17 protein-coding genes are annotated in these 15724 nt (G+C 72.1%); 8 read left to right on the plus strand and 9 right to left on the minus strand.

What is annotated here, in order from left to right; genetic code table 11:
- Window positions 1-2 precede the first annotated feature (2 nt).
- Window positions 3-1316, minus strand: a complete 1314-nt coding sequence (locus ABD343_RS25705) for a deoxyguanosinetriphosphate triphosphohydrolase (protein ID WP_344531695.1) — start codon at window positions 1314-1316, stop codon at window positions 3-5.
- Window positions 1317-1490: 174 nt separating this feature from the next.
- Here ABD343_RS25705 and ABD343_RS25710 point away from each other — a divergent pair, with 174 nt between their 5' ends.
- Window positions 1491-2261 (plus strand): glucose 1-dehydrogenase, encoded by a 771-nt coding sequence (locus ABD343_RS25710; RefSeq protein WP_344531696.1) that lies wholly within the window; start codon window positions 1491-1493, stop codon window positions 2259-2261.
- Window positions 2262-2363: 102 nt separating this feature from the next.
- Here ABD343_RS25710 and cutA read toward each other — a convergent pair whose 3' ends face one another.
- The gene (cutA, locus tag ABD343_RS25715; protein ID WP_344531697.1) at window positions 2364-2681 is read right to left on the minus strand and encodes a divalent-cation tolerance protein CutA; all 318 of its coding nucleotides are present in this window, start codon (window positions 2679-2681) and stop codon (window positions 2364-2366) included.
- 101 nt (window positions 2682-2782) lie between these two features.
- On the opposite strand from cutA, the gene ABD343_RS25720 reads away from it, so the two are divergent.
- Window positions 2783-3181 carry a VOC family protein gene (locus ABD343_RS25720; RefSeq protein ID WP_344531698.1) on the plus strand — a complete coding sequence of 133 codons (399 nt, stop codon included), beginning with the start codon at window positions 2783-2785 and terminating at the stop codon, window positions 3179-3181.
- Between the two features lie 94 nt (window positions 3182-3275).
- On the opposite strand, the gene ABD343_RS25725 is transcribed toward ABD343_RS25720, so the two are convergent.
- Together ABD343_RS25725 and ABD343_RS25730 are read right to left on the minus strand one after the other, a co-directional pair.
- Window positions 3276-3995 carry a helix-turn-helix transcriptional regulator gene (locus tag ABD343_RS25725; protein WP_344531699.1) on the minus strand — a complete coding sequence of 240 codons (720 nt, stop codon included), beginning with the start codon at window positions 3993-3995 and terminating at the stop codon, window positions 3276-3278.
- Window positions 3996-3998: 3 nt separating this feature from the next.
- Entirely contained in the window at window positions 3999-5063 is a 1065-nt protein-coding gene (locus tag ABD343_RS25730) for an AraC family transcriptional regulator (RefSeq protein WP_344531700.1), read from the minus strand.
- Between the two features lie 65 nt (window positions 5064-5128).
- Between ABD343_RS25730 and ABD343_RS25735 the strand changes: the two genes are divergently transcribed.
- A complete protein-coding gene (locus ABD343_RS25735) occupies window positions 5129-5452 on the plus strand; it encodes a cupin domain-containing protein (RefSeq protein ID WP_344531701.1) in 324 nt (107 codons plus the stop codon).
- 33 nt (window positions 5453-5485) lie between these two features.
- Here ABD343_RS25735 and ABD343_RS25740 read toward each other — a convergent pair whose 3' ends face one another.
- From ABD343_RS25740 to aroQ, 3 genes are all read right to left on the minus strand, one after another.
- Window positions 5486-5698 (minus strand): hypothetical protein, encoded by a 213-nt coding sequence (locus ABD343_RS25740; RefSeq protein WP_344531702.1) that lies wholly within the window; start codon window positions 5696-5698, stop codon window positions 5486-5488.
- A 96-nt stretch (window positions 5699-5794) separates the two neighbouring features.
- Window positions 5795-7168: a ferredoxin reductase family protein gene (locus ABD343_RS25745; protein ID WP_344531703.1), complete on the minus strand. Its 1374-nt coding sequence runs from the start codon at window positions 7166-7168 to the stop codon at window positions 5795-5797.
- A 94-nt stretch (window positions 7169-7262) separates the two neighbouring features.
- Complete coding sequence (gene aroQ, locus ABD343_RS25750) at window positions 7263-7739, minus strand: type II 3-dehydroquinate dehydratase (protein WP_344531704.1); 477 nt, start codon at window positions 7737-7739, stop codon at window positions 7263-7265.
- Between the two features lie 142 nt (window positions 7740-7881).
- Between aroQ and ABD343_RS25755 the strand changes: the two genes are divergently transcribed.
- Together ABD343_RS25755 and ABD343_RS25760 are read left to right on the plus strand one after the other, a co-directional pair.
- Entirely contained in the window at window positions 7882-8790 is a 909-nt protein-coding gene (locus ABD343_RS25755) for an oxidoreductase (RefSeq protein WP_344531705.1), read from the plus strand.
- A gap of 34 nt (window positions 8791-8824) precedes the next feature.
- Window positions 8825-9535: a response regulator gene (locus ABD343_RS25760; protein ID WP_344531706.1), complete on the plus strand. Its 711-nt coding sequence runs from the start codon at window positions 8825-8827 to the stop codon at window positions 9533-9535.
- 54 nt (window positions 9536-9589) lie between these two features.
- Here ABD343_RS25760 and ABD343_RS25765 read toward each other — a convergent pair whose 3' ends face one another.
- Window positions 9590-11191 carry a family 20 glycosylhydrolase gene (locus tag ABD343_RS25765; RefSeq protein ID WP_344531707.1) on the minus strand — a complete coding sequence of 534 codons (1602 nt, stop codon included), beginning with the start codon at window positions 11189-11191 and terminating at the stop codon, window positions 9590-9592.
- Between the two features lie 154 nt (window positions 11192-11345).
- On the opposite strand from ABD343_RS25765, the gene ABD343_RS25770 reads away from it, so the two are divergent.
- The 3 genes from ABD343_RS25770 (at window position 11346) to ABD343_RS25780 (ending at window position 12734) form a co-directional block, all read left to right on the plus strand.
- Entirely contained in the window at window positions 11346-11798 is a 453-nt protein-coding gene (locus ABD343_RS25770) for a MerR family transcriptional regulator (protein WP_344531708.1), read from the plus strand.
- Window positions 11795-12127 carry a thioredoxin gene (gene trxA, locus ABD343_RS25775; protein WP_344531709.1) on the plus strand — a complete coding sequence of 111 codons (333 nt, stop codon included), beginning with the start codon at window positions 11795-11797 and terminating at the stop codon, window positions 12125-12127. Before ABD343_RS25770 ends, trxA begins: the two co-directional genes overlap by 4 nt.
- A 166-nt stretch (window positions 12128-12293) precedes the next feature.
- A complete protein-coding gene (locus tag ABD343_RS25780; RefSeq protein WP_344531710.1) occupies window positions 12294-12734 on the plus strand; it encodes a cupin domain-containing protein in 441 nt (146 codons plus the stop codon).
- A 132-nt stretch (window positions 12735-12866) separates the two neighbouring features.
- Here ABD343_RS25780 and ppdK read toward each other — a convergent pair whose 3' ends face one another.
- Window positions 12867-15587, minus strand: a complete 2721-nt coding sequence (gene ppdK, locus ABD343_RS25785) for a pyruvate, phosphate dikinase (RefSeq protein ID WP_344531711.1) — start codon at window positions 15585-15587, stop codon at window positions 12867-12869.
- Between the last annotated feature and the right edge of the window lie 137 nt (window positions 15588-15724).

Here is a 15724-nt window from a genome sequence, read left to right on the forward strand (position 1 = left end):
CGTCAGCGGCGTGATGCCGTCAGGGCCCTGTGGAGCGCGCGGGCGGAGGTGTCCGTGAGGGACGAGATCTGGTCGACCACCACGCGCAGCCGGGCGGCGTCCCCGTCGGCCTCCGCGTGGAGCGCGCGGTACTGCGGGTCGAGACCCTCGGGCGCGCGGGCGAGCAGGGCCTGGGCCAGCTCGCCCAGGACGACGCGCTGTTCGGCGCGGAGCCGTTCCAGGTCGGGCCGCTGCATCACATAGCGGTCCGCCACCGCCTTGAGGACGGCGCACTCCAGCCGCACTCCGCGCGGGACGACCAGTTCGGCCGCGTAACGGGCCAGCCGTCCCGTCCCGTAGGCCTCCCGGGTGGCTCCCTCGGCGGCGAGGCAGAAGCGTCCGATGAGCTGGCTGGTGGCGTCCTTGAGGCGGGCCTGCGCGAGCGCGGTGCCGTCGTACGCGTGCGGCCACCAGTCCTGCGCGAGGAGCCGGTCCAGGGCCTCGGCCAGCTCGTCCTCGGGGGCGCCGGGCGCGTAACGGGCGGCGGCCACCGCGAAGATGTCGCGCCGTTCGGGGCGCGCGTGCAGCATGCCGGGGTCGAGATGGCCCGCCTGCATGCCGTCCTCGACGTCGTGCACCGAGTACGCCACGTCGTCGGACCAGTCCATGACCTGGGCCTCGAAGCAGCGCCGCCCGTCGGGCGCGCCCTGGCGGAACCAGTGGAAGACGGGCAGGTCGTCCTCGTACACCCCGAACTTCGGCGAGTCCGGGTCGTCCGGGCAGCCGCCGCGCGGCCAGGGGTACTTCGTGGCGGCGTCCAGGGCCGCGCGGGTCAGGTTGAGGCCGACGCTCTCCCGTTCACCGCCGTCCCCGGTGAAGCGCTTGGGCTCCAGCCGGGAGAGCAGCCGGAGGGACTGGGCGTTCCCCTCGAAGCCGCCCGCGGGCCCCGCGATCTCGCTCAGGGCGCGTTCCCCGTTGTGCCCGAAGGGCGGATGGCCGAGGTCGTGCGCGAGGCAGGCGACCTCGACGAGGTCGGGGTCGCAGCCGAGCGCGGCCCCCAGCTCCCTGCCGACCTGCGCGCACTCCAGGGAGTGCGTCAGCCGGGTGCGCGGCGTGATGTCCGCCAGCGGCGCCCCGGGCGTGACGACCTGGGTCTTGCCCGCGAGACGGCGCAGCGCGGCCGAATGCAGGACGCGGGCGCGGTCGCGCTGGAAGGCGGTGCGCCCGAGCCGCTTGTCGGGTTCGGGGACCCAGCGCTCCGTGTCGGCAGGCGTGTAGCAGGGTCCGGGCGGCCCGTCAGCGGCCTCCGGGATGGGTGTGCCGTACGTGCCGTGCATACGCCGACCGTAACCGGCACACGCCCCGTGGCGCCGGGCGCGGGGGCTCCGGAGGGGGTGGCGGCGGAATACCGCGAGGGGCAGGATGTTATGCCTATTAGGAATATGCATCCCCGGCATATCCCCCATCTTCATGGGTTACGGACATCAGGAAGAAGCGAGGCGAGCATCACCATGGCTGCTGATCTCGAGGGCAAGGTCGTCGTCGTCACGGGCGGAGCGCGCGGGCTCGGCGCCGCGGCGGCGAAGGCGGTGGTCGAAGGCGGCGGCCGCGTCGTCCTCACCGACGTGCTGGAGGACGAGGGACGCGCGACGGCGGAGGCGCTCGGCGACGCTGCGCGCTTCGTCCGCCACGACGTCACCAGCGAGGACGACTGGCGCACGGTGCTCGATCACGCCGTGTCCGAGTTCGGCGCGGTCCACGGCCTGGTGAACAACGCGGGGGTGTCCACCGGCGGCACCCTGGAGGAGGAGTCCGTCGAGCACTTCCGCAAGGTGATCGACATCAACCTCGTCGGCGTCTTCATCGGCATGAAGACGGTCCAGCCGCTGATGCTCCGGGCGGGCGGCGGCTCCGTCGTCAACATCTCCTCGGCCGCCGGGCTCACCGCCCTCGCGATGACCGGCGCGTACGGAGCCTCGAAGTGGGGCGTACGGGGCCTGTCGAAGATCGGCGCCGTGGAGTGGTCCGCGTCCGGGATCCGCGTGAACAGCGTGCACCCCGGGATGGTCTACACCCCGATGACCGAGGTCACCGGCATCCGGCGCGGCGAGGGCAACTACCCGGGCGCCGCCATGGGACGTGTCGGCGAGCCGGAGGAGATCGCCTCCGCCGTCGCCTACCTGCTGTCCGACGCGGCGTCCTACGTCTCCGGCGCGGAGATCGCCGTGGACGGCGCCTGGACCGCGGGCAAGACGGTCCGGGACCTGACGGGGCAGGGCTGAGCCCCGGGGCTCCCCCGGCGGCGCTGAGCCTGCCGGGGAGGCCCGGGCGGGCCGCTTAGGCCTCTCAGGCGGGTGCCAATTAGGCGGGCCGGGGAGGCCCGCTCAGGCCGTCTCCTCCGCGACCCACGCCAGGTAGTCGTCGCCGCCCCGGACGACCGGGGTGGCGATGATCTCCGGCACGTCGTAGTCGTGCGCCTCGCGGAGGTACGCCTCCAGCGCGTCGTACCGCGCGGCCGTCGTCTTGAAGAGCACCTGCCACTCCGGGTCGGACTGAACGGCACCCTCCCAGCGGTAGAACGACTGCACGGCGGAGCCCACTTGGGCGCACGCCGCGACCCGCCGCTCGATGGCCCCGGCGGCGAGCGCGCGCGCCTTCTCCTCGCTGTCGATGGTGGTCAGGACGGTCAGGATCTCCGGCATGCGCCCACCGTAACGGCGCCCCGGCGGCCAGAGGAGCGGACCTGCGGCCGACGTCCGATTCGTTCAAGACGGCGGGAGACGGGCCCGCCTACGGTGCTCGCATGACACCTCGATTCGACCTCATCGGCATCGTCACCTCCGACATGGCGGCCTCCCTCGCCTTCTACCGGCGACTCGGCCTCGACATCCCTGCCGACGCGGACGGCGAGCCGCACGTCGAGGCGGAACTGCCGGGCGGGCTGCGCATGGCCTGGGACACGGAGGCGACCGTCCGCTCCTTCGAGCCGGAATGGGACCCGGGCGACGGCAACGGCCGCATCGGGCTCGCGTTCCTCTGCGACAGCCCCGCCGACGTGGACAAGAACTACGCCGAGCTGACCGCCGCGGGCTACACCGGCCACAAGGAGCCCTGGGACGCGTTCTGGGGCCAGCGCTACGCGGTGGTCCTCGACCCGGACGGCAACTCGGTGGACCTCTTCGCCCGCCTCGACGAGTCGTGAGCCGGGCCGCGCGGGCCGGCGGCCCCGCCGCCCCGTAACGGCCGCGAACGCCCCTCAACGACCCGTACGAGCCCGGCACGGCCCTCCGGACGCGTCACGCGCGTATGAGCCCCGTCATGGACGTGCCCGCCAGCGCTCTGACCTCGCGGGCGAGGTGGGCCTGGTCGGCGTATCCGGCGCGGAACGCGGTCTCGGACAGGGGCGTGCCGCCGTCGGCGAGGCTCAGCGCCCGGCGCATGCGCAGCACACGGGCCAGGGTCTTCGCGCCGTAACCGAACGCGTCCAGGCAGCGGCGGTGCAACTGGCGCTCGCTGAGTCCCACTTCGCGGGCGACCTCCCGCACCCCGTACCCCCGCCTGAGCAGCTCGACGACCGCGTCCGCGAGCGGGCCTTCGGCCCCCTCTGCGCGTGCCCCGGGCGCCGTGCCCTCCGCGGCGGCGGCCAGCCGCCGGCCGGCGACGGACTCCAGCGCCGCGCCCGGGTCGGGGGCGGCCAGCATCCGCTCGGTCAGCTCACGCACCTCGCGCGCGGGCCATATCCCGGCCAGCGGCACCCGCTGGTCCCGCACCTCGAACGCCCTGATCCCGAAGACGCGCGGGCCCGCTCCCGGAGCCAGGCGCAGGCCCGTGATGCGGTGCTCGGGGCGGCGCGAGAACTCATGGGCGCGGGTGTCGGGACCGGCGACGACCAGCTCCCCGTTCCACAGCAGGAGGTCCATGCAGCCGTCCGGCAGCACGAGCCCGGTCCCGGCGGGCGCGGCGCCGTGGGACCAGACCACCGCCCCGGGGATCCGCGAAGGCCGTTCCTGGTACATGCCTCAAGGATGCCGCGCACCACTGACAACGGGCTCCCCGGCGCCGGACTCCCCCGCACCGGGCTCCCCCGTACCGGCCCCGGCCCCGGGCGGGACCGTGGCCGCACGGTGCTCGGCCGGGCTCACTCCGCGTACGCGCTTGAACGCGGCGCTGAGCGCGAAGGCGTCGGCGTACCCGACGCGGCGGGCCACCGCGCCGACCGTGCTGCCGGGCTCGCGCAGCAGCCGCGCGGCGAGGTCGATGCGCCACTGCGTGAGGTACGCCATCGGCGGCTGTCCCACCAGGTCGCTGAAGCGGCGGGCCAGACTCGCCCGGGAGACCCCGCACTTGGCCGCGAGCGTCGCCACGGTCCAGCCGTGCGCGGGCTGTTCGTGCATCATCCGCAGCGCCCCGCCGACCACGGGGTCGCTCTGCGCCCGGTACCAGGCGGGGGCGCGCGCCTCGGGCCGCGCGAACCATGCCCGCAGCACCGAGATCAGCAGCAGGTCCAGGAGCCGGTCGAGCACCATCTGCTGCCCCGGCTCCTCCTTGACGACCTCAGCGGCGACCAGCGGCATCAGAGCGGAGTCCCAGTCGCGCTCCTTCAGCAGCAGGACGGGCGGCAGCGCGTCGAGCAGCCGTGCGGAGACGTCGCCATGGAACTGGTAGTTGCCGCTGAGCACGAGATGCGGTTCGTCGTGGCTCTTTCCCCAGGTGCGGACGCCGAGGCTCAGCTCCTCGCACATGTCCACGCCGTTCAGGTCGGTGAAGCAGTCGCCGGGGTTGACGATCAGCTCCGGCACGGTCGCGGGATCGTCGGCCACGACGTACGGCTCGGGGCCGCGCAGCACGACGATGTCGCCGCGCTCCATCCGTACGGGCTCGCCCCGGCTCGGGAGCACCCAGGCCTCGTCCCCGCGCAGCAGGGAGGCGAGGGCGAGCGGCGCGCCGTCCTGCACGCGCAGCGCCCAGGGGGGCGCGAGCACCGCCTGGTGGAAGAGGCCGCCCCGTGCCCGTGCTCCGCTCAGCACATCGGTCAGCGCCTCGGCCAGCACGTCCTCGGCGGAAGTGTTCACCGTTCCGTCCACGCTCGTCAGCTTAGACGCGGCCCGGGCCCGGTTGCGCTGTCCCGGTGGCCCGCGAGGATGGAGGGATGGATGACCTCACCACACTCGCGGACGAGCACATGGCGTTGGCCGGGAGCGACCCGCGCGGTCGCAGCGCGCACCTGTTCCTCCAGGACGGGCCGCTGCGGCAGAGTGTGATCGCCCTGGTCTCCGGGGCGTCGCTGGAGGAGCACAACGCTCCCCCCGCCGCCAGTCTGCAGGTGCTGCGCGGCTATGTGCGCCTCACGTCGGACAGCGGGCACAAGGAGGTCGCCGCCGGGCAGGTGCAGCGCATCCCGCAGGAGCGGCACGGGCTCACCGCGATCGAGGACTCGGTCGTCCTGCTGACGGCGGTGACGGGTACGGAGTGACGGGCCCCCGGTGGCTGTGCCACGTCCGCCGGGCTAGGGATGCTCCGCCGCGCCCTCCACCGCGCCACCGGGCACGCGGTCGGGTGCCGGGGGCGCGGCCGGGCTCACGGTCAGCACGAGCAGCGTCGCCACGACGGCGCTCGTCCCGGCGAGCCCGGCGGCGAGCTTGTGCCGTGCCCGGCGGGGCCGTACCGAAGGGGCGGGCGTTCCTGGCTGCTTGCGGTGCTGCTTGCGGTGGCGTGCCATCGCGAGGTGACCTCGGCTCTCTCGTCGGGGCAAGGGGATGCGGGGAGACTCAGGGCGGGCAGGCAGGACAGGGCAGGGCAGGTCCGATCACCTCCGTCAGAACGCGAACTCCTCGGAGTGGATCCGTCCCCGCGGCACCCCGCAGCGCGCCAGCGCGGCGACGGCGGCCCTGGTCATGCCGGGCGGCCCGCACAGGTACACGTCGTGGTCGGACAGGTCGGGCACGAGTGCGCGCAGCGCCCCGGGGGCGAGCGGATCGTACGGTCCGTCCGAAGGGCCCAGCAGGTAGTGCAGGTTGGCGCCGCGCCGTACGGCGAGGGCCTCCAGTTCCTCGCGCAGGACGAGCTGTTCGGGGCCGTTCGCGCGGTACAGGAGCGTCAGTTCGCCGGGCGCGCACGGCAGTGTCTCGAACAGCGCGCGCATGGGCGTGATGCCGACCCCTCCGGCCAGGAGCAGCACCTTGCTCCGGGTGCGCCGGTGCGCGGTCATCGCCCCGAACGGGCCCGTGGCCAGTACCCGTACGCCCGGACGGAGACGGCGCATACGGCGGGTGTGGTCGCCCAGTGCCTTGACGGTGATGCGCAAGGTGTCGTCCCTCACGGGCGCGGAGAGCGAGAACGGAAGGGCCGTCCGCCACAGGCGCGGTGCGAGAAAACGCCAGCGGAAGAACTGCCCGGCCTCCGCCTGGAGCGCGTCGACACCCCTTCCCCGCATGGTGACGGACACGACCCCGGGCCCCTCGGGCCGTACGTCCACCACACGCAGGGCGTGCCGGAACGCCTGCCGTACGGGCACCACCGCGCGGTACCAGAGGAGCAGCACGGCGACCGTGGCGTGCAGCAGCGCCCACAGCCAGGAGACGAACGCGCTGCCCGCGATGTCGGGCCCGGAGAGCTGATGGGCGAAGGCCAGCCCGGCGGCGACGTACATGAGGAGGTGGGCCGAGCGCCACGCCTCGTGCGAGACCCGTTGGCGCACCGCGCGGGCCGAACTCGCGCCCAGGGCGGCCATCATGAGCGTGCCGCCCGTCGCGGCGGCGAGGGCGGGGTATCCGGCGAGCGCCTTCGCCGCGCTGACCAGGTCGGTGCCGGTGTGCGCGGCGTAGCCGCACAGGGCGAGCAGCGCGTGGAGGGCGCACATCAGCACCACGGAGCGGCCGCTCCGGGCGTGCCAGCGCGCCAGCCGGTCGGCGCCCACCCCGTGCTCGACGGCGGGGACGCGCGCCATCAGGAAGAGCATGACGAGCACGCCGTACCCCGCGAGCAGCCCGGCGAGATGCGCTCCCGTGGCGAAGACCGCGTCCAGACGGGCGGAGGAACGCGCCTGTACGGCCCACAGGGCGACGACGGCGAGCCCGCCGAGCACCAGCCCGGCCGCGAGCGCGCGGGGCGGCACACGGGGCGTCTCGGGGAACGGCGCGGGGGACGCGGGCGTACCGGGCGGCGCCGACGTACCGGCGGTGAGGGGCATGGCGCCAACCTAGCCGCCGGAAAATCGACGAAAGTCCAGGTCAGCGCCCGGGAGGCGATCCTTACGGAGCGCTTAAGGATGGCCTTAAGGGCGGTTAAGCCCGCCCTTCCTTCCGCCATTCCCCGATGCGGTGGAGAACGGAGCGCAGCGCCAGCTCGTACCCGAAGACGCCGTGTCCGGAGACCATGCCCTGGCACACGGGGGCCGTCACGGAGGTGTGCCGGAAGGGCTCGCGGGCGTGCACGTTCGAGATGTGCACCTCGACGCAGGGCACGCCCATTCCGGCGACCGCCTCGAGGGCGTCGCGCAGGGCGTAGCTGTAGTGCGAATAGGCGCCGGGGTTGAAGACGATGCCGCTGTCCCCGTTCCTGGTGCTGTGCACATGGTCGATGAGCGTGCCCTCGCTGTTGCTCTGCGCGCAGCGCACCTCGGCGCCCAGCTCGCGCCCCAGGGCCGTGGTCCGCTCCTCGACGTCCCGCAGCGTGGTGCTGCCGTACGTGGCGGGGTCGCGCTCGCCGAGAAGGTTGAGGTTGGGGCCGTGCAGGAGCAGCACGCGAGGGGTCGCAGTCATGGAAACACCCTAGAGGGACGGTCCGTACGGGTGCGCCCGAAGGACGGGCCCCCGCACTGCCTCGACCGCGCGGTGACGTGCGGCTAGCCTCCGGACTGAAGGCGACCCGGGAGTCAGTGACGAGGCGAGGAGCACGGCTGGCATGGGCTGGACAGCACGCAGGATCCCGGACCAGAGCGGCCGCACGGCGGTGGTGACGGGGGCGAACAGCGGCATCGGCTTCGTCACGGTCCGTGAGCTGGCCCGCAGAGGCGCCCGCGTCGTCCTGGCGTGCCGGAGCGAGCAGCGCGGCACGGAGGCCCTGGAGCGGCTCGTGAACGAGCTGCCGGAGGCGGCGTCCCGTACGGAGCTGCGGACGCTCGACCTGGCGGACCTGGCGTCCGTCCGCTCGTTCGCCAAGGAGCTGCCCGACGCGCGCGTGGACCTGCTGATCAACAACGCGGGCGTCATGGCCCTGCCGTTCCGCAGGACCGCCGACGGCTTCGAGACGCAGTTCGGCGTCAACCATCTGGGGCACTTCGCGCTCACCGGGCTGCTGCTGGACCGTCTGCTGGCGGCGGAGGCACCCCGTGTCGTCGCGGTCTCCAGCTTCATGCACGTGCTGGCCAACATCGACATCGGCGATCTCAACAGCGAGCGCGGCTACCAGCGCTGGACGGCCTACGCGCGCTCCAAGACCGCCAACCTGCTGTTCGTCCACGAGCTGGCCCGCCGTACGGCCAGGACGGCGCTGGTGGCGGCCGCCGCGCACCCGGGGTACTCCTCGACGAGTCTCCAGACCGGGGGTCCCCTGATGGAGGACCGCAGGGCGGCGGAGCGTATCTTCAGGCTCGGCAACAGCCTGGTGGCCCAGTCCGCCGAGGCGGGCGCGCTGCCGACGCTCTACGCGGCGACGGCGCCCGGCGTCCGCGGTGACTCCTTCACGGGCCCCCGGCTGGGCTGGCGCGGCACCCCCGCGCCGTCGTGGCGCGCGCCCTGGACGCGCAGCGACGCGGCGTCCGAGCGGCTGTGGGTGGCGTCGGAGCAGCTCACCGGGGTCAGCTACGGCTGAGGCCGCGCACAGGCAGCGAGAGGCGGGAGAGCGAGTGATCCGCGTCCTGGTCGTGGACGACGACTTCATGGTGGCGAAGCTCCACAGCACCCTGGTGTCGCGCGTCCCCGGGTTCGAGGTCGCCGGGGTGGCGCACAGCGGCTCCGACGCGCTCTCCTCGGTGCGCGAGCTGCGCCCCGACCTCGTGCTGCTGGACCTGTACCTGCCGGACCTGAGCGGCCTGGAGGTGCTCCGCAGGCTGCGGGGCGACGAAGCGCCGGGCGGCGGTCCCGACGTGCTGGTCATCACGGCCGCCAGGGATGCCGCGAGCGTCCGTGCGGCGCAGCACGGAGGGGCGGTGCAGTACGTCGTGAAGCCCTTCGAGGGCAAGCTCCTCCAGGAGCGTCTCGTGCGGTACGCGGAGCGGCGCCAGGAGTTCGAGGCGCTGGCCTCGGCCGGGCAGGACGAGGTGGACCGGATCATCGGCGGCCCCGCGGCGGCGGACGCCACAGGGCCCGCCCTCTCGGCGCCCGCTCCGGCCCTGCCGAAGGGCCTCACGGAGCAGACCGCCGAGCTGGTGCGGGGCGCGCTCGACGCCAGCCCGGAGGGCGAGGGCCTGTCGGCCTCCGAGTGCGCCGAGCGCAGCGGCCTCTCCCGGGTGAGCGCACGGCGCTATCTGGAGCACTTCGTCACGACCGGGACGGCGCGGGTGACGCTCCGGTACGGCACGACGGGCCGTCCGGAGCGCCGCTACCACCGCGCGTGAGCGCCGTCCGGGTGGTCCGGCCCGTGTCCGGGCGGTCCGGCCTGTCCGGCTCTCTCAGCCCTTGCCGAGCAGTTCCAGTCCGGGACCGAGTCCGAGGGCGTCCACGCGCTGCTGGAACGCGTCGTAGGCGAGCCCCGCCGCGTCGCCGCTCCACATCTTCTGGGCGAGCACTCCGAGCGTCTTGTTCACCATGGTGTGCACGTCCCGTTCGGTGTACGGATGGTGCACGAGGTCGTTCCATACGGCGAAGAGCGAACCGCGCAGCGCGGGGTCGAAGGGTTCGACGCTCTGTCCGTCCGGGAAGACGTGCGGTGCCCATTCCTCGTACAGGTAACGCCCGTCCAGCCCTTGCCCGTGGTAGTAGTCCGCGTAGGGGACGATGTAGAGGGTCGCGTCGTTGATGTTGACGAACTCGTAGCCGTCCCTCTTGATGGCGTCCGGGCCGTACCAGCCGTTGTTCCAGCTATAGATCCGTACGTCCTTGTCGAAGCCTTCGGCCGTACCGCCCAGTTCGCTCAGGCTGCCCCATGCGGCGGGCTGCTTGCCCAGGTCCCTCAGATGCGCGGCGAGGGCGTTGAAGTAGCCGCGGTACTGCTCGACGGGGCCGCCGTACTCGTCGGCGCCGTAGTGGACGACGGGGCTGCGGAACCAGGGGACGAAATGGGTGAACAGGTCCCTCATGAAGGCCGTGGACGCCGGTTTGGCCAGGTCCAGGTGGTCGGAGTTCCCGCCGTCCAGCCCGATGTCGGGCCGGTACTTCACGAAGGCGCGGGAGTGCGCGGGGGCGTCGAACTCGGGGGTGAGCCGCACGGCGTGCGCCTCGGCCAGGTCCTCGAACCCGTCCCAGGTGGCGCGGTCGTACGAGCCGTCGCGCGCGGCCAGGCCCGACCAGGCCGGGTCGTCGCTGGCGAGCCGGAACGCGGACTGCGCCTTGCTCCAGTCGCCGCCGGGCGGCTTGATCTCGTTGTCGTTGAGGTGGATCTGGAAGTCGTTGAACTTGAACCAGCTCAGGGCGCGGATGTAGTCGCGCAGGAACTCGGGCGTGAAGAACCTCCGCCCCACGTCGAGCATGAAGCCCCGGCGCGCGTAGTCCGGCCAGTCCACGGCGGTTCCGGCGGGGAGCGCGCGGCGCTCGTCGCGCAGGAGGATCTGCAGGAGGCTGCGGGTGGCGTGGAAGGCGCCCGCGTAGGCGGGAGCCGTGACGGTCACGTGCCGGGCCGTGACGGCCGTTCTGCTGCCCTCCTCGCGGTAGCGCTCGCCGCCCTCCGAGTGGCTGTCCGAGGGGTCCAGGAGGAGCCGTATCTCGCCCTGGTCGGGGCGTCCGTTGTCGGTGCCGGGGGCGCGCAGCCGGACGCCGGTCAGCTCCTCCAGCTCGGCGGTGAGCGATCTGGCGAGCTTCCGCAGCCGCGCGTCGCCCCGCGAGACGACCACGCGGCCGGCGGGCGTGAGGCGGAACTCCCCGTTCCCGGCCTCCCACTTCTGGAGCGCGGGGACCACGAAGGGAGCGCCCTCCGCGCGTCCGCGCGATGACCGCGCCTCGGCGCTGCCGGACAGCGGTACGGCCAGTCCGCCCGCGGTGAGTCCGCCGGCGGCCAGGGCGGCGAGACCGGTCGTGAGGGTGCGTCTGCTCGGTTGGAACTTCTCGTTTTCTGTCATGGGGGGCCTCTCGGAGGTGACAGGAGCGAACGGAAACCAACGTGCCTCAGTGGTAGATACCAGTTCCCTCCGCGCCGGGACACCCCTTGTGCTGGCCTTGACGTCGGCGTCAATGCTTAGCGTGTGGCACGCGGTACGGAGGGAGCGAGCTGGAATGCGCATCGGTGAACTGGCGAAGCGCGCGGGGACGACCACACGGACCCTGCGCTACTACGAGTCGCGCGGGCTGCTGACCGTACGGCGGGACGCGAAGGGCTACCGGACCTTCGGCGAGGAGGATCTGAGGCTCCTGCGGCAGATCAGGATGCTGCGGGACTCCGGATTCGACCTGGAGGAGACCCGGCCCTTCGTCGAGTGCCTGCGGGCCGGTTTCCCGACCGGCGACTCCTGCCCGGCCTCCCTGGAGGCGTACCGCAAGAAGCTCGCCGAACTGGACGACTGCATCACGCAGCTCCAGGACGTACGGGACAGGGTGCGCGCCGACCTGGCGCGCGCCGAGGTGGAGTCCGCCGCGCGGTCGGCGGAGGCCCCCGCGCCCCGCTGCGAGCTGGCGCCCCGGACCGGGGCGTCCGTCACGGGAGAACCGGCAGAGGGGAACACGACATGACGCAGACGGCGATGCTGACGGAGGTCACCGACGAGACGTTCGACGAGGAGGTGCTGCGCTCGGACGTGCCCGTCCTCGTCGACTTCACGGCCTCCTGGTGCCCGCCCTGCAAGATGGTCGCGCCCGTACTGGCCGACATCGCGGCCGAGAGGGAGGGCACGCTGAAGGTCGTCTCCCTGGACGTGGACAGCAACCCGCGCACCCAGGCGGCCTACGGGGTGATGTCGATGCCGACCCTGATGGTCTTCCGCGACGGCGAACCGGTGCGCTCCGTGGTGGGCGCACGCCCGAAGGCCCGGCTGCTCAAGGACTTCGAGGACGTGCTCTGATCCTCAAGTTCCGGCCATTGAACGGCCGTTGCTGAACCTTCGACGCCCTCAGCCGCGTGTCACCGACCGGTGGGCCCCAGGCGTGCCTGGGCCGTGCCGTACAGGCAGTTCGCCGGTGCCGCGTCCCGCGCGGCCGGCGAGATCCGTCGGCGAGAAGGGCACTGACATGAGCAAGCAGCGCATGCGGGCTGGAATGGTCGCGGCTGTCACCGCCGTGGCGACACTTTCGGGTGTCGCCACGGCCGGGGCGACACCGGCCGGTCCCGGTGTGGAAGGCAAGACCATCTGGCAGAAGACGGTGGGCGACAAGGACTACATCATGCGGCGGATCACCATCCCCGCCGGTCAGGGCACGGGCTGGCACTTCCACAGCGGCACCCTGCACGGATACGTCCAGCAGGGCACGCTCAGCCACTTCGACTCCACCTGCGAGTCCGACGGGGTCTACAAGGAGGGCAGCTCGCTGACCGAGCCCGCCGGACCTCAGAACGTCCACATAGGACGCAACCTCGGTACCAGACCTGTCGTCCTGGACGTGCTGTACGTCCTCCCCCATGGCGCGCCGCTCTCCGAGGACGCGCCCAACCCTGGGTGCGACTTCGAGTAGCCGAACGGTTTCTCCGTACGCATGGGGAGGGGGCGGCTCCTCCGCACAGGGCCGCCCCCTCCGGGGTCCCGGGCCCCGCTGCCGCAGTGAGGGACATGCGGCGCAAGGGTCCGGTGGTACGTCGATCCGTCGTCAGCGCGTCCCGCGCGCCGCCGCCCTGCCCGCCTCCAGGCGGGCGACCGGGATCCGGAACGGCGAGCAGGACACGTAGTCCAGCCCCGCCTCGTGGAAGAAGTGCACCGACTCGGGGTCGCCTCCGTGCTCGCCGCAGACGCCCAGCTTGAGGTCGGGCCGCGTGGCCCTTCCGGCCGCCGCCGCGTCCCGTACGAGCGAGCCGACGCCGTCCTTGTCGATCGTCTCGAACGGAGAGACCCCGAAGATGCCCTTCTCCAGGTACGCCGTGAAGAAGCTGGCCTCCACGTCGTCCCGGGAGAAGCCCCACACGGTCTGGGTGAGGTCGTTCGTGCCGAACGAGAAGAAGTCGGCCGACTCGGCGATCTGGGCGGCCGTCAGCGCGGCACGCGGCAGCTCGATCATCGTGCCCAGGGACAGCTTCAGTTCGACGCCGTACTCGCGCTCGACCTCGGCGATGACCTGCTCGGCCTCCTCGCGGACGATCTCCAGCTCCTGGACGGTGCCCACCAGCGGGATCATGATCTCCGCGCGCGGGTCGCCGTTGGCGTTCTTCCGCTCGGCCGCCGCCTCGGCGATGGCCCGTACCTGCATGGTGAACAGGCCCGGGATGACCAGCCCGAGGCGCACTCCGCGCAGGCCCAGCATCGGGTTCTGCTCGTGCAGCCGGTGGACGGCCTGGAGGAGCCGCAGGTCGTTCTCGTTGGCGTCCCTGCGGGACTCGGCGAGCGCGACCCGTACGGACAGTTCGGTGATGTCCGGCAGGAACTCGTGCAGCGGCGGGTCCAGCAGCCGTACGGTCACGGGCAGCCCGTCCATCGACTCGAACAGCTCGACGAAGTCGCCCTTCTGGAGCGGCAGCAGCCCCTGGAGCGCCTTGTCCCGCTCCTCCTTGGTGTCGGCGAGGATCAAACGCTCGACCATTTCGCGCCGTTCACCGAGGAACATGTGCTCCGTACGGCACAGACCGATGCCCTGAGCTCCGAAACGGCGGGCCCTGGAGGCATCTTCGGCGTTGTCGGCGTTCGCGCGAACGCGCAGCCTGCGGACGCGGTCGGCGTAGGCCATGATCCGGTGGACGGCCTTGACCAGCTCGTCGGCGTCCTCGGCACCCGCGTGCATCCGGCCCTCGAAGTACTCGACCACGGGGGACGGCACGACCGGGACCTCGCCCTTGTAGACCTTGCCGCTGGAGCCGTCGATGGAGACGACGTCACCCTCCTCGATGACGAGACCGCCCGGTGCCGTCATCCGCCGGCGCTTGGTGTCGACCTCCAGCTCCTCCGCGCCGCACACGCAGGTCTTGCCCATGCCCCGGGCCACGACGGCCGCGTGTGAGGTCTTGCCGCCGCGCGAGGTGAGGATGCCCTCGGCCGCGATCATGCCGTCCAGGTCGTCGGGGTTGGTCTCCCGGCGGATGAGGATGACCTTCTCCCCGGAGCGCGACCACTTGATGGCGGTGTACGAGTCGAAGACCGCCTTGCCGACGGCCGCACCCGGCGAGGCGGCGATGCCCCAGCCGATCTGCTCGGCCTTCGCGTCCACGTCGAAACGGGGGAACATGAGCTGCGCGAGCTGCGCCCCGTTGACCCGCTGAAGGGCCTCCGCCTCATCGATCAGCCCCTGGTCGACGAGCTGCGTGGCGATCCGGAAGGCCGCTGCGGCCGTGCGCTTGCCGACGCGCGTCTGGAGCATCCACAGCTTGCCGCGCTCGATGGTGAACTCGATGTCGCACAGGTCCTTGTAGTGCGTCTCCAGGGTCTCCATGATCTGCATGAGCTGGTCATAGGAGGCCTTGTCGAGCTTCTCCAGCTCCGCGAGCGGAACGGTGTTGCGGATGCCCGCGACGACGTCCTCGCCCTGCGCGTTCTGGAGGTAGTCGCCGTACACGCCCTGCTGCCCGCTGGCCGGGTCGCGGGTGAAGGCGACGCCCGTACCGGAGTCCGGGCCGAGGTTCCCGAAGACCATGGAGCACACGTTGACGGCCGTGCCCAGGTCGTGCGGGATGCGCTCCTGGCGGCGGTAGAGCTTCGCCCTGTCGCCGTTCCACGAGTCGAAGACCGCGCGGACGGCGAGGTCCATCTGCTCGCGCGGGTCCTGCGGGAAGTCCCGGCCGGTCTGCTTGGCGACGATGCCCTTGAACTGCTCCACGAGCTGCCGGAGATCGTCCGCGCACAGGTCCACGTCGGTGGCCGCGCCGCGTACCTTCTTGGCCTCCTCCAGCGCCTCCTCGAAGAGGTCGCCGTCGACGCCCAGCACCGTCTTGCCGAACATCTGGATGAGGCGGCGGTACGAGTCCCAGGCGAACCGCTCGTCGCCCGCCTGCGCCGCGAGACCGTGCACGGACTCGTCGGAGAGGCCGATGTTGAGGACCGTGTCCATCATTCCGGGCATGGAGAACTTGGCGCCCGAACGGACCGAGACCAGCAGGGGGTCGTCGGCCTGGCCGAGCTTCTTGCCCATCCGCTCCTCAAGGGCGGCGAGATGGGTGCTGACCTCGTCGCGGAGGGGGGCGGGCTCGGAGCCGGATTCGAGATAGACCTTGCACGCCTCGGTGGTGATCGTGAATCCCGGAGGGACGGGAAGCCCGAGGTTGGTCATCTCGGCGAGGTTGGCCCCCTTCCCACCAAGGAGGTCCTTGAGGTCCTTGTTGCCCTCGCTGAAGTCGTAGACGAACTTCTGCTGTTCTGCGCCTGATGCGTTCTTCGCGTGAACTGGCACCGGACTCGGCTCCTCGTGGTCGGTTGCCCTGACGGCGGGGAGCGTACCCAGATCAAAGGCGTTGAGGTACGTCCAGCGGCACGTCACACGGCTGTAACCACCCATGTGCCGAGAGATCGAAAGTGTGGGCCCTTTCC

The organism is Streptomyces albiaxialis (assembly GCF_039530985.1).
In the GTDB taxonomy this organism is placed as follows: domain Bacteria; phylum Actinomycetota; class Actinomycetes; order Streptomycetales; family Streptomycetaceae; genus Streptomyces; species Streptomyces albiaxialis.

Bases quoted from the DNA above. Each gene is read 5' to 3' on its own strand.
- ABD343_RS25765 (WP_344531707.1), bottom strand. From the start codon at position 11,191: ATGACAGAAAACGAGAAGTTCCAACCGAGCAGACGCACCCTCACGACC.
- ABD343_RS25780 (WP_344531710.1), top strand. From the start codon at position 12,294: ATGAGCAAGCAGCGCATGCGGGCTGGAATGGTCGCGGCTGTCACCGCC.
- ABD343_RS25720 (WP_344531698.1), top strand. From the start codon at position 2,783: ATGACACCTCGATTCGACCTCATCGGCATCGTCACCTCCGACATGGCG.
- ABD343_RS25735 (WP_344531701.1), top strand. From the start codon at position 5,129: ATGGATGACCTCACCACACTCGCGGACGAGCACATGGCGTTGGCCGGG.
- ABD343_RS25745 (WP_344531703.1), bottom strand. From the start codon at position 7,168: ATGCCCCTCACCGCCGGTACGTCGGCGCCGCCCGGTACGCCCGCGTCC.
- ABD343_RS25770 (WP_344531708.1), top strand. From the start codon at position 11,346: ATGCGCATCGGTGAACTGGCGAAGCGCGCGGGGACGACCACACGGACC.
- trxA (WP_344531709.1), top strand. From the start codon at position 11,795: ATGACGCAGACGGCGATGCTGACGGAGGTCACCGACGAGACGTTCGAC.
- ABD343_RS25755 (WP_344531705.1), top strand. From the start codon at position 7,882: ATGGGCTGGACAGCACGCAGGATCCCGGACCAGAGCGGCCGCACGGCG.
- ABD343_RS25705 (WP_344531695.1), bottom strand. From the start codon at position 1,316: ATGCACGGCACGTACGGCACACCCATCCCGGAGGCCGCTGACGGGCCG.
- ABD343_RS25740 (WP_344531702.1), bottom strand. From the start codon at position 5,698: ATGGCACGCCACCGCAAGCAGCACCGCAAGCAGCCAGGAACGCCCGCC.
- aroQ (WP_344531704.1), bottom strand. From the start codon at position 7,739: ATGACTGCGACCCCTCGCGTGCTGCTCCTGCACGGCCCCAACCTCAAC.
- ABD343_RS25710 (WP_344531696.1), top strand. From the start codon at position 1,491: ATGGCTGCTGATCTCGAGGGCAAGGTCGTCGTCGTCACGGGCGGAGCG.
- ABD343_RS25725 (WP_344531699.1), bottom strand. From the start codon at position 3,995: ATGTACCAGGAACGGCCTTCGCGGATCCCCGGGGCGGTGGTCTGGTCC.
- cutA (WP_344531697.1), bottom strand. From the start codon at position 2,681: ATGCCGGAGATCCTGACCGTCCTGACCACCATCGACAGCGAGGAGAAG.